Annotated in this window: 13 protein-coding genes; 8 read left to right on the plus strand and 5 right to left on the minus strand. The window is 45.1% G+C overall.

The window, feature by feature from the left end; genetic code table 11:
• Positions 1–44: 44 nt before the first annotated feature.
• Complete coding sequence (locus FLM53_RS12895; protein WP_176681715.1) at positions 45–1,403, minus strand: AarF/ABC1/UbiB kinase family protein; 1,359 nt, start codon at positions 1,401–1,403, stop codon at positions 45–47.
• A 398-nt stretch (positions 1,404–1,801) separates the two neighbouring features.
• Complete coding sequence (locus tag FLM53_RS12900; protein WP_176681714.1) at positions 1,802–2,188, minus strand: thiol-disulfide oxidoreductase DCC family protein; 387 nt, start codon at positions 2,186–2,188, stop codon at positions 1,802–1,804.
• A gap of 162 nt (positions 2,189–2,350) precedes the next feature.
• Between FLM53_RS12900 and FLM53_RS12905 the strand changes: the two genes are divergently transcribed.
• From FLM53_RS12905 to FLM53_RS12920, 4 genes are all read left to right on the plus strand, one after another.
• On the plus strand, positions 2,351–2,908 hold the full coding sequence (locus FLM53_RS12905) for a DUF1439 domain-containing protein (protein ID WP_176681713.1): 558 nt from the start codon (positions 2,351–2,353) through the stop codon (positions 2,906–2,908).
• A gap of 203 nt (positions 2,909–3,111) precedes the next feature.
• Positions 3,112–4,674: a glutamate synthase-related protein gene (locus FLM53_RS12910; RefSeq protein ID WP_176681712.1), complete on the plus strand. Its 1,563-nt coding sequence runs from the start codon at positions 3,112–3,114 to the stop codon at positions 4,672–4,674.
• A gap of 275 nt (positions 4,675–4,949) precedes the next feature.
• On the plus strand, positions 4,950–5,741 hold the full coding sequence (locus tag FLM53_RS12915; RefSeq protein WP_176681711.1) for an arylamine N-acetyltransferase: 792 nt from the start codon (positions 4,950–4,952) through the stop codon (positions 5,739–5,741).
• A gap of 19 nt (positions 5,742–5,760) precedes the next feature.
• Positions 5,761–6,285: an NADPH-dependent FMN reductase gene (locus tag FLM53_RS12920; protein WP_176681710.1), complete on the plus strand. Its 525-nt coding sequence runs from the start codon at positions 5,761–5,763 to the stop codon at positions 6,283–6,285.
• Positions 6,286–6,384: 99 nt separating this feature from the next.
• On the opposite strand, the gene FLM53_RS12925 is transcribed toward FLM53_RS12920, so the two are convergent.
• Positions 6,385–7,197: an enoyl-CoA hydratase/isomerase family protein gene (locus FLM53_RS12925; RefSeq protein WP_176681709.1), complete on the minus strand. Its 813-nt coding sequence runs from the start codon at positions 7,195–7,197 to the stop codon at positions 6,385–6,387.
• Between the two features lie 130 nt (positions 7,198–7,327).
• Here FLM53_RS12925 and FLM53_RS12930 point away from each other — a divergent pair, with 130 nt between their 5' ends.
• On the plus strand, positions 7,328–8,287 hold the full coding sequence (locus FLM53_RS12930; RefSeq protein WP_176681708.1) for a LysR family transcriptional regulator: 960 nt from the start codon (positions 7,328–7,330) through the stop codon (positions 8,285–8,287).
• A gap of 154 nt (positions 8,288–8,441) precedes the next feature.
• A complete protein-coding gene (soxR, locus tag FLM53_RS12935) occupies positions 8,442–8,882 on the plus strand; it encodes a redox-sensitive transcriptional activator SoxR (protein WP_008220909.1) in 441 nt (146 codons plus the stop codon).
• Between the two features lie 19 nt (positions 8,883–8,901).
• Here the strand turns inward: soxR and FLM53_RS12940 are convergent, their stop codons facing one another.
• A complete protein-coding gene (locus FLM53_RS12940; protein WP_176681707.1) occupies positions 8,902–9,663 on the minus strand; it encodes a carbohydrate deacetylase in 762 nt (253 codons plus the stop codon).
• A gap of 268 nt (positions 9,664–9,931) precedes the next feature.
• Between FLM53_RS12940 and FLM53_RS12945 the strand changes: the two genes are divergently transcribed.
• Entirely contained in the window at positions 9,932–10,312 is a 381-nt protein-coding gene (locus tag FLM53_RS12945) for a VOC family protein (RefSeq protein WP_176681706.1), read from the plus strand.
• A 131-nt stretch (positions 10,313–10,443) separates the two neighbouring features.
• Positions 10,444–10,848 carry a globin gene (locus FLM53_RS12950; protein WP_017631184.1) on the plus strand — a complete coding sequence of 135 codons (405 nt, stop codon included), beginning with the start codon at positions 10,444–10,446 and terminating at the stop codon, positions 10,846–10,848.
• 46 nt (positions 10,849–10,894) lie between these two features.
• Here FLM53_RS12950 and FLM53_RS12955 read toward each other — a convergent pair whose 3' ends face one another.
• The gene (locus tag FLM53_RS12955; RefSeq protein WP_176681705.1) at positions 10,895–11,473 is read right to left on the minus strand and encodes an outer membrane protein; all 579 of its coding nucleotides are present in this window, start codon (positions 11,471–11,473) and stop codon (positions 10,895–10,897) included.
• Positions 11,474–11,525 lie beyond the last annotated feature (52 nt).

The following is an 11,525-nucleotide window of genomic DNA, read 5'->3' on the forward strand; positions in this document are numbered from 1 at the left end:
AATGGTTATTACTCTTGAGCACGTTGAAATGATCACTTTGCTTATCATTTACTGTCGCTTTCACTATCGTTTTTAGTTGTGCTTTTGCTCTCTGATATAAGATATGGAGCGACCAAACGACTGATATTCACTTTCGCACCAAGGCGCGCCGCTAATAGGTACATGCCACCAATTTTTCGGTGTAGGAACAGCGCATCGGCGGGCGGTGTGTGCCAATACTTTTGCTCCATGCTCAATATGGTGCCCGCTTCACGAAGTCGCTGTGCCAAACCACTGGCTTTGAAGTCGTAGTCTTCGTCAACCAACATCGGCTCACAGGCCATCTTTACGAGGTTTAAAATCGCTTGGCGTTGATCGGGAAGAATAGTCTCGCTGAAGAATCCAATTTGCTCTAACGCTTGGTTGAGCCCTTGCTCATTGTTATTAATCACTGACGAAAAGGCTAAGCGGTAACCTTCGCTGAAGCGGTCGCTGTATTCTCGGGTTGCTCCGAAATCTAACAAGCCAATCTGCCGAGTGTTTTCAACGTAGAGATAGTTGGCGAAATTGGGGTCGGTTTGCACCATTTTGAAATCAAACAATTCTCTGAACAGAAGTTCGAGCAAACTGCACATCACAAAGTCACGGGGGCTTTGGTCGTAACCTTCTATCTGTTCTATTGAGACGCCTTCGATGAAGTCCATGGCGAGCACGGATTCTGAAGAGACTTGCGGATGGATCTTAGGTACGACGAAGTGGGAGTGCGCTTTCAATGCATCATGGTAACGAGTCGCGTAGTCAGCCTCGCGAGCATAGTCCGCTTCATCGTGGAGCTGTTTCTTTGCCTCTTCCAATAAGCCTTTGTAGTCGACCGACTTTGGTATCAAACCAACAATATTGAGCAGTGTGCCTACGTTATCAACATCACTGTCGATGCTTTTTCGAATGCCTGGGTATTGGACTTTGACGGCGAGTTTATCCCCCGCATCGCTATAGGCTTGGTGAACTTGGCCGATAGATGCACTGGCGATCGGTTTAAAGTTGAAGGAAAGGAATTCGGTTTTCCAGTGGTTCCCGAGTGAGCTTTCTAAGACTTGATTGAGCTGCTTTGTTGGCAGTGGGTCGGCATCGGAGCGCAGGCGAGAAAGAATGTCGGCTAATTCAGGTTCTAGGACATCGCCCGCATCCATTGAAAGCATCTGCCCCAGTTTCATTGCTGCTCCACGCAGGTGTGCGAGTTGATCGGTCAGGCGAGCAATGTTTTGTGGCGTTAACAATAAGTCTTTTGCTTTGGGCCTGTTGCCCTGTGCAATCTGCTTGGTGCCTTCTGTTAGCACATTGCCCGCGACCCTTGTCGCCAGCGAGGCAAACTTACTGAATCTAGAAAGTCGATGTGTGGGAAGGTTTCTCTCTTTTGCCGACATAAAGTCTCTCTCAGGGAATCTGGGTTGATACCAATCGTAGTAAATAACTGTTCACCCTAGCTTGTTAAAAATCTCGATAACGTCGTTAGATTTTTTGATTGTAGAATAACTACTTATCTAAAAAATCCGCCTTGTTCTCAAGCTTTTTTCCTGCGCTATTTCTGGACTCTTACCTACTGTGATTGGTATGACTGCAAAGTTCTATCAATCATTACACAACCGTATGTTTTGCTGTGCTAACTTGTCGCGTGGAACAGTAAACAGAATTAAAAGGACAAAGCATGAAATTTATTTGGTTGAAAGTGGCCGTTACGGTATTGGTGTTCGCAGCTCTGTTTGGCATCGTGTACTATAAAGTCGCCAGCGGCATGTCTTAATTCCAATGCAATTTAGTACAGCTATTTAGTGCAGCTGTTACCGTTGCAACGTGACTTTCCGGTTAGCCAGAACGAAATTTTATATCGGTTCTTGGCAAACCGTAGATAACACCAATCTGCCATTGGCTTAAAAATCGTCCAACGTAATGGGGCATACAGCCAACCTTTTCCTACTAGCTTCCACGCTTGGTAAGTCACATCTAAACCAAGCAACAGCTTTCCGTTTTCGTCCAGTGCATGCAAGATTGTATTGGCTGCCTCGGCATCTATTTGCGGGTAGTTTGAAAACGCTTCACTGTAGATATCGACGGTCTGGATCTGGTTTTTGGTATCAGATTTAATCAGCGCGCCCATCTCTTTTGCACAAAGTGGACAGGTTCCATCGTAAAATATCGTTAATGCAGTCATTGTTTTCCTTACTATTTTCATCAATTCCAATTGATACGACATTACCATTTAGGTGGATCATTCTGCCCAGTTATCCGACACTGTTATTGTGACAACTAATTTACAGTATCATCTCGAGGTAACATCCGTTCCATGCATTTAAAAAATAAGAGCCTATCTCCAATGACAACAAAGTTAATGAACCGTTTGATTATAGCTGTGACTGCCCTGATGCTCAGTGGTTGTGTTAGCTACAGCATTACCGAACAAGAAATGACGAAGTACCTTGAAGATTCAGTGATGCTCGAACAAGAGGTTGGTGTACAAAGTGTGATGTACGCACAAGTGGCCGTGGATGATCTAGAAGTGCAAATTGGCCGAGCCGATGAACAACGCGTGTCCGTGTTGGCGAATACCAATGCAAAAGTTCAAGTGTTCAATATGCCTAACATGGGGTTGGATTTAGACTTAGAGTTCAGCGCGATCCCTGAATACGACAAGGAAAGTGGCGAGGTATATCTAAAGTCGCTGCGACTAGAGCGCTTTGAAGAAAAAGGCAAACAGCTTTCGCCTGAAATAGAAACACTACTCAAACCAGCGGTATCGATGATAGGTTTTGCTTTGTCTCAGTCTCCCGTTTACAAACTCGATAGCAACAAAGTTCAAGAGTCGTTGATTAAATCATCAGAACCCAATCTAGTGATCAGAGACAATAAGCTGGTCATCGAACTGTTCGATTAACCCTTCATGCATTAGCTTTGACTAAGCTCTCACACATAATGGCTGCCTACTGGGTGGCCATTTTTGTTTCTATCGATCTAGTACATCAACTTCACCGATCTGGCCATTTATTGAATTAGCCGCGTATCTCACCTTTACTTTACTCTTGTGAGCAAGTCATCGCTTCAGTCATCAAATCATAAAAAAGAAAAGGTGAACGAACAATGAAGAGTCCAGTAATCGCGGATAACAAACCCGTCAAAGTCGAGCTGACAGAGGGAGAAGAGTATTACTTTTGTACCTGCGGCCGATCTAAAAGTCAGCCCTTTTGTGACGGTTCCCATGCCGGTACGGGTTTCAAACCGAAAAGCTTTGTCGCCGAAGAAAGCGGAGATGCCTACCTTTGTCGCTGTAAGTATTCCAACAACCTTCCTTTTTGCGATGGCACTCATAAACAATTTACTGCTGAACAAGTTGGGAAAGAAGGCCCAGAGGTTCACATTCAAGCGGCTGCGCCAGATTTGTCGCCGGCTGCGAGCGCAACCAAAGAAGAACCGACCGTGGAATTTATTCATCAGTTAGCGCGTGATGGTTTATCCAAGGTCGGACATCATGGGCCAATGACCTCCATGGGCGTGCCAAGACATCTACTACCTCACTGGGATGATATTCAAGTGATGGTGGCGCAAATGGCCACCAAGCCTTTGTTAGAAAATGTGCCCGTTGGTACTGAACTGATTATTGGTCCCAAAGCGAAGAAGCCGCTTAAATTGGACATCTCTTTATTTGTGTCTGATATGAGTTTTGGCTCGCTGTCTGAAGAAGCAAAAGTCTCATTGGCGAAAGGTGCTGAACTCGCAGGGACGGGTATCTGCTCTGGTGAAGGCGGTATGTTGCCCGAAGAGCAAGCGGCGAACTCTCGCTACTTTTATGAATTAGCCAGTGCTCAGTTTGGTTACGATGAAGCTAAGCTCAAAAACGTTCAAGCCTTCCATTTTAAAGGCGGGCAGGGGGCCAAAACCGGAACGGGCGGACACTTACCGGGCGCGAAGAACATAGGCAAAATCGCGGAAGTGCGTGGCATAGAAGCGGGCACGGCTGCGATTTCTCCACCCACCTTTGTCGACTTAAAAACTGTTGAGGATTTCAAAAAGTTCGCCGACCGTGTTCGAGAGGTGACAGGTGGCATCCCGATTGGCTTTAAGTTAAGTGCCAATCACATCGAAGAAGACATTCAGTTCGCGCTTGATGCCAGTGCCGATTACATCATCTTAGATGGGCGTGGTGGCGGTACAGGGGCGGCGCCAGAAATGTTCCGTGACCATATCAGTGTTCCCACTATTCCAGCACTCGCTCGCGCTAGAGCGTATCTCGATAAACAAGGGGTCAGTGACAGAGTCACATTGATCATCACGGGCGGGTTACGCGTGCCGATGGACTTTGTGAAAGCGATGGCGCTTGGTGCTGATGGTGTCGCTATCTCAAACAGTGCGATGCAGTCGATAGGTTGTGTGGCGGCGAGAATGTGTAACACCAATAATTGCCCGGCGGGTATTGCGACTCAAAAGGCCGATTTACGTCAGCGTTTGAATGTCGAGAAAGCATCGAATCAGCTTAAGAACTTCTTCGAAGCCTCGACAGAATTAATGCAAGTGATGGCGAGGGCATGTGGGCATGATCATTTGAATCAATTTAATCCTCATGATTTGGCAACATGGAATCGCGAGATGGCAGAGCTATCGGGCGTTGCTTATTCGGGTATCAGTTCATTAAATAAACTTAAGTAAATAACCTTTCGATAAAGCGCACCTACTGCATTTGTGGGTGTGCTTATTTTTACCTGTGTCATACAGCGCTATACTTAACCTGTCGTAATTATCTGCTTTATCAGCACTTTTAGATTATTTTCTATTTTTTGAAAATATCGCTTTACCTCAAGTTAACTTGAGGTTTTATCATCCTCCCCAATCGAAAAACATAAGCAATCACCTTGTCATTTTTGAGCGTTGTAAGCTTGGAAGACGTCAGTCATTAGGTGATGAAAACGAATCAGGGGTTAGGAATGGAACAACGTCAAATCACCGAGTATTTTTCAAGAATCGGCTTATCTCAGCCAAGCGACACCACAATCGAAAGCCTAAAGGCGATTCATCAACATCAACACAGAAGTATCCCGTTTGAAAACTTTGATGTGATTCAGGGTTTACCGATTCAGCTTTCAGCAGAGGCTCTGCATCAAAAGCTAGTGCTAAATCAGCGAGGCGGTTACTGCCAAGAGTTAAATGGACTGTTGTTGAACGTGCTCACCCATTTGGGCTTTGAAGCCAAAAGCTTGCTTGGCCGTGTTCACCTAGCTGGCGAGCCGACAGGACGCAGCCATCGAGTCACCATGGTGACTATTGATGACAAGCAGTGGTTGGTGGATGCGGGGTTTGGCACCTTTACATCTCGAGCTCCATTGCTGCTAGAAACCGGTCTGGAACAATCTAATGACTTACAAACCTTCCGCTTCGTAGAAGACGAGCTATACGGCTTGCTACTGCAAATTAAGCAGGGCGAAGAGTGGATGAAGGTATACAGCCTAGACATGACTCACGTGTGTGCGAACGATTTAGAGTCGAGCAACTTCTTTACATCTAATAGCCCGAAATCGATTTTTACATCGAACTGTATTGCGGCGCTGCCTATTGAAGATGGGATTGTCACGCTACTCAACCAAACCATCAAAGTGACCAAAAACGGCATTACCGAAGAGTGGTCATTAGAGGACGAGGCGTCTTACTTTGCAGCCCTAAAAACTTACTTTGGGCTAACCCTCAACGTACCTTTTTCACTTTTAAAGAAATGTTTCTAACCAAATTTGAGGATAAATAATGAAAGTATTAGCGATTGGCGCGACCAACAGTACAACATCAATTAACCAACAACTTGCAGCGTACACCGCAGGTTTAGTCGAAGGCGCGCAAGTCGAGGTGCTCGACCTTAATGATTTCGAGATGCCAATTTACAGCGAGAAAAGAGAGCAAGACTCGGGCATTCATCAACACGCTCAACGCTTCTTTGACAAAATCGGAGAATCAGACGCAGTCGTGATCTCCTTTGCGGAATATAACGGTTCATACACTGCGGCCTTTAAAAACGTATTTGATTGGGCATCGCGCATCGATATGAAAGTGTACCAAGGCAAACCTATGGTAATGCTGGCTACCTCTCCGGGCCCTGGTGGTGCGACTTCGGTATTATCTTCTGCGGTTAACTCAGCGCCTTACTTCGATGCCGATGTGAAAGGTTCAATGTCTGTTCCTAGCTTCTACGATAACTTCGATGTGGAGACGGGTGAGATGACCAACCTAGAGATGATCGACAATCTTAAGATGATCATGAAAAAGATCGGTTAAGTGGTTTTAGCGCACTCAGTTCATTCGCTTCATGCAGTGAGCGGGTAGGTCTTAAATGCAGAAGGCAGCCATAACGTCATGGCTGCCTTAGGTGCTGTATTAGTTTGATAACTCAGCGGCGGTATCAACGAAGATACCTTGAATGTCTTTCGCTTCGCGCTCAGTTTGACCGCCGTGCTTTAGAAATGCGGCAATGATGGCTGTTGTTTTTTGCTCTTTTGCACGCTCTAAGAAGTAACGCAATTCTAGCTCTGCGCCCGCTTGCTCATCTTTGATTGAGGTTGCGATGATCTCTTTGTACATCACGATGTCACGTACTTCTAATTGGCTGATCACACCTAGCGTTGCCGCTAAGAAATCTTCAAGCTCTGCTTTTGGCACGAACTGAGTAATGATATTGCGGCTTTCAGCTTGTTGCGCCGTAAAATCGTTACCTAGCAATAGGGCTTGTAGTGCTTTGTTTTTGCCCATGCGTCTTGCAAACTGTACCGCACCTTGACCAACTGTTGGGATGTTTACATGAATTTCTGGTTGTGCGAACGCTGAGTTTTCAGTGCCATAAGCAAGGTCACACGCCATCACAAACTCATTACCGCCCCCACGAGCAACACCATCAACAACAGCGACAGAGACTTGTTTCATCGCTTTGATGTTTTCAATCATGTGGTTGAATTCGATTGAGCCAGCCTGTCCACCTTGAGTGCCGTTGATCACATTAAGATCTAAATGAGCTAGGAAGAACTCAGCATGCAGTGATTTGAATACCACCACTTTAGTATCGCGGTCATCTTTTAGCGAAAGAACAAACTCATTGATTTCATTAATTAAATCAAAAGTTAATACGTTCACTGGTGGATTGTTGATTGATACCGTAGCGATACCATTTTGATTAGTAATAGATAGTAGTGTCATCTTTGTTTCCTCTAATTATTTGGGACTGAATGTTGTCTCCGTTATGTGCAGCTACTATAGATTTGTAATAAGATGAGAAAAATAGTCATATTGGCACTTAATTGGTGCTTTAAATGCAACAAAGGTCGTTATGGATACATCAAGTCGTTTATTATTGTTGCTGGAAGTGGTTGAGTTAGGCTCATTCGTTAAAGTTGCGGAGCAGAGGAACGTTGACCGTTCTGTTATCTCTAAACAGATCAGTCGTCTTGAAGAAGAGCTCGATGTTCGACTGTTGAACAGAACCACTCGCTCTTTGTCGCTCACGGCAGCAGGCAACGAGATGGTCAACCAAGCTCATCAATTGCGAGCCTTGCTCAATGACACACAACGCTTGGCACAGAACTACCATTCCGAGCCTAGAGGCCTGTTAAGAATTACGAGCTCTACCATGTTTGGCAGGCAATATGTTCAGCAGGCAATATCAGTGTTTCAGAAACAGTATCCGGATGTGGATTTTGAACTGAGACTCGAAGATCGCATCGTTGATATGGTCAAAGAAGGTTTTGATATTGGTTTTCGTATTGGCAAGCCTAAAAACTCTAGCTTAATCAGTCGCAAGATAGCGAGAAGCCGACTCTTGATTGTCGCGTCCCCTGCATTCATCGAGAGACATGGGGCAATTGACACTATCGAAAAGCTCGAGTCATTGCCTGCTACCATCTATGCCGCACCGGGCTTGGTGATCGACAAATTTTCCTACAGCGATGATAAGGGAAATACACAGCATTTTCAGCTCAACGCGACCTATAAGGTGAATGATGTGGAGATGATTCCGAAGAGCGCGCTAACAGGCAATACCTTAGCGGTGGTCACGGCACAAATGATTACTGATGAAATATCAAAGGGCGAGTTAGTGCCTATCATGACGCATTTGGCATTGGATGATTTTGGTACCTTTTATGCGGTTTATCCTCATCGAGACGCGCCGATAAAAACCAAGCTGTTCATCGATACATTGAAATCGATAGTCGGGGAAGAACAGCCAATTTGGGAGCTTGGTATTGCGGGCTTTGATGAGATGTATGGTAATCATACCGCGAAGACATAATCGATTATTGTAGATATCAGTTATCAATCCTCGGTGAGAGATTTACCTAAATTCAGATCTAGACCTAAAGTTAAAGTGAACTCTGCTGTTTTATATGCTGAGCTTTGTATAGTGCTCTTAAGTGTATTGGATATTCGAAAAGGGAAGTAACAACATGAAAAACATCGTGTATTTAACGATTGGTCAACTCTCGGAGCGCAGTGGCGTAGCACCTTCAGCGCTGCGTTTTTACGAAACCAAAGGGCTAATTGCTTCTATTCGAACCAATGGTAATCAGCGCCGTTATCAATCTGCGATGCTGCGTCGAATTGCGCTGATTCAAGTCGCCCAGTCAATAGGGTTTACGCTTGAAGAGATCACTGAAGAGCTGTCTAGTTTGCCGATGAACCACACTGCAACCAAGCGTGATTGGGAGCGAGTGGCGAAGAAATGGCAAGGACAACTCGACAGCAAGATGGCACAGATCCGTTCACTACAAGAAAACCTAACCGGTTGTATCGGCTGCGGCTGTTTGAGCATGCAGAAATGCCACCTATTAAACCCTGAAGACATCCTGCATGACCAAGGGCAGGGCGCTCAGCGCATTGTTGATTAGCCTAGATTAAAACCTTAGCTTAAAGCTGATCGAATCCAATACATTCAATACCATTGTCAGAGAGCCACTGTCGTAAGGCCGGGTTCGTCAATAAGGCGTGTTCTTCCACTCGCTTAGTAAGATAGCTAGACAGTGATCTCAGTTCGTCACTGGCAAAAAGCGCGGGATGGCACATTAACTCGACTGTGCCGTTAGGCATCATGGACTGGTGGCTCAACAGCAAATCTTGCAAACCGGTTAGTGAAACCCCGTCATCAAAAAATCGTATATCAAACGCATCTGGCGTTGGTACTAAAAGTGAATCTTGCCCGCTCACAATATTGTCGATTCGTCTCACGGGCAGGCCGATGTTATTGGCAGATCGAGCAAACGCAGCTTTAAGAGGTTGAAAGACGCCGCCGAAGTGATGACTATCGATATGATTAATCTTTAAACCCGCATCGATAGCAGCTTGGTATTGTGCGTTGAGTTCGAGTATTACTTCATCTTCATTCACATCTGATTTATCGAACAGGGTCACGTTGCTAAAGAAGTTGCCGTGTTCGTCGACCAAGCTCGGAACCAGCTCTGGCGACGTCAGTGGTTTCCCAGCGGTGACCGTAAAATGCAGCCCCACTTCAGGAACCAGACCCTTGTGGTACAGTTCGATGGCATGTTGTGTGCCTGGTTGGTTCATCATGATGGTGGTGGATTTGACCATACCCGCTTTAAAGCAGTCGATGATGCCAAGGTTCACGCTTTCTGTGAGGCCGAAATCATCGGCGTTTAGTATCAGTTTCATGGTTAGACTCTTTTGGCTATGTTGGACTAAGCGACTTAGATTAGCCCAGCGTAAACTGAGCTAATATGGGCTGGGTTATTGCTCACTTTGAGCGAGTCGGTGAGCAAATGCAGGCATGTCACGAATCGTTTATAGTAAAGCCTCATCGATGTGTGAGCCACTATCGACGATTGGGTTAGGTTGCAATTATGACCGAATAGCGTGCCTAGACAAACACGAATTATAGGTCTAGTTTAGGTGGTTCTTTCACTATAAGAAGAGGTTAGTTATGTTCAGCCATGTTTTTCTTGGAACCGAAGATATTGAACGCGCGAAGTCTTTCTATGACCCAATCATGAAGGTGCTTGGTTACAGCGAAGGTTCTGTTGACCCTAAAGGTCGCTGCATTTACGTGAGCCAAACTGGTGTATTAGGTTTAACCAAACCGATTGATGGTCAGCCAGCAACGCACGGCAATGGTATGACGATCGGCTTCCTAGCATCTTCCCCTGAGCTAGTGGACGAATGGTATCGTGTTGGCGTAGAAAATGGTGGCACGAGCATTGAAAATGGCCCGGGAGCGAGAGGTTCTGACGAGCGTCGACTTTACATGGCTTATTTGCGAGATCCTGATGGAAACAAGATCTGTGCAACTCACTTTATGCCTTAGCTCTCCTTAATCCTCAGTTCACGTTATGCCTCAGTTCGGTTTAAGGCATAGTTTATTTTATGCCACAGTGGCGTATAATTAAGTCATCTCGGTTGTTCAGTGCGAACGAACCATTGCAAAGGATTGTCTAGATGACACCAAACGAACTGTTTTATGAGAGCTTTGAGCGTTGCAGAATCGACCAAGAATTCCTAGAAACATTCTTGGCTGATTTCTGTGAGCATAACCCTAGGTTTTCAGAGCGTTTTGAAAACATAGGACTAGAGCAACAAACTAAGATGCTCAAGGCCTCAATCATCCTGATTTATAACTCTTCTGGTTTACCCAGTGTGCGGAGCTCTGTAAAAAGGCTTGGTAAGCAACACAAAGATCTCGGGATGGACATTTCTGAACAAGAGCTCAACGAGTGGTTTCACTCATTACTGAATACCGTCAAGAAATACGACCCACACTATAATGATCAAGTTGAACAAGCGTGGGCGCAGACTCTCGATGCTGGTCTAACGATCATGAAGAAAGAGTGTGTCGTTAAATAAGCCCTGTTTAGCACAAGGCTTACTTATCTTAATGGTATTATAACGCTTAAAAGGTTAAGCCAGCTTGTATACCCAGAACCGATTCAGGAAGGTTCCGACCAGTAGTCCCACCAAATTCATACCAGTCAAAGCTCGCTCGAGTGACAAATTTTGAATGACCAAATACCGGTTTTAATGACTTGTATTCAGCCCCTATACCGTAGGTTAGACCTAGGTCATCATGTGATCCTTTGTGAACGTCATAACTATTATTAGAGCTGAACACCAATTTGGTATTTGAGTATGTGTAGAGAGCCCCCGCTTTACCGTAAATAGAGAAGTTTTCGTTGAAGCTGTGCTTATACATAGGTGCTAATGAAACGATCAAAGAATCAAACTCTTCTTCTGTACGTCGCCAAGTATCGTCGTAAGATTGAGTATGTTTATTATCTGTACTGATAACCAGTAATGTCGATTCAATATACCAGTTACTTTGTACAATCTGGCTACCTAGTGTGAACTGAGCGCCAATGTCGCCGCTATCCACACCTGCACCACCCAATACATACATTTCATTGGATGCAAAAGCTGAGTTAGTTGTCATAGCGGCAATCGCTATAAGCACCGCTAAGCGTAGTTTTTTCATATTATTCTCCGAAGTTTGTATATTTCGGGAGAGGATTTTAACGACATTTTAA

The organism is Vibrio sp. Scap24, assembly GCF_013394185.1.
GTDB lineage: Bacteria > Pseudomonadota > Gammaproteobacteria > Enterobacterales > Vibrionaceae > Vibrio > Vibrio pomeroyi.

Bases quoted from the DNA above. Each gene is read 5' to 3' on its own strand.
- FLM53_RS12895 (WP_176681715.1), bottom strand. From the start codon at position 1,403: ATGTCGGCAAAAGAGAGAAACCTTCCCACACATCGACTTTCTAGATTC.
- FLM53_RS12900 (WP_176681714.1), bottom strand. From the start codon at position 2,188: ATGACTGCATTAACGATATTTTACGATGGAACCTGTCCACTTTGTGCA.
- FLM53_RS12905 (WP_176681713.1), top strand. From the start codon at position 2,351: ATGACAACAAAGTTAATGAACCGTTTGATTATAGCTGTGACTGCCCTG.
- FLM53_RS12910 (WP_176681712.1), top strand. From the start codon at position 3,112: ATGAAGAGTCCAGTAATCGCGGATAACAAACCCGTCAAAGTCGAGCTG.
- FLM53_RS12915 (WP_176681711.1), top strand. From the start codon at position 4,950: ATGGAACAACGTCAAATCACCGAGTATTTTTCAAGAATCGGCTTATCT.
- FLM53_RS12920 (WP_176681710.1), top strand. From the start codon at position 5,761: ATGAAAGTATTAGCGATTGGCGCGACCAACAGTACAACATCAATTAAC.
- FLM53_RS12925 (WP_176681709.1), bottom strand. From the start codon at position 7,197: ATGACACTACTATCTATTACTAATCAAAATGGTATCGCTACGGTATCA.
- FLM53_RS12930 (WP_176681708.1), top strand. From the start codon at position 7,328: ATGGATACATCAAGTCGTTTATTATTGTTGCTGGAAGTGGTTGAGTTA.
- soxR (WP_008220909.1), top strand. From the start codon at position 8,442: ATGAAAAACATCGTGTATTTAACGATTGGTCAACTCTCGGAGCGCAGT.
- FLM53_RS12940 (WP_176681707.1), bottom strand. From the start codon at position 9,663: ATGAAACTGATACTAAACGCCGATGATTTCGGCCTCACAGAAAGCGTG.
- FLM53_RS12945 (WP_176681706.1), top strand. From the start codon at position 9,932: ATGTTCAGCCATGTTTTTCTTGGAACCGAAGATATTGAACGCGCGAAG.
- FLM53_RS12950 (WP_017631184.1), top strand. From the start codon at position 10,444: ATGACACCAAACGAACTGTTTTATGAGAGCTTTGAGCGTTGCAGAATC.
- FLM53_RS12955 (WP_176681705.1), bottom strand. From the start codon at position 11,473: ATGAAAAAACTACGCTTAGCGGTGCTTATAGCGATTGCCGCTATGACA.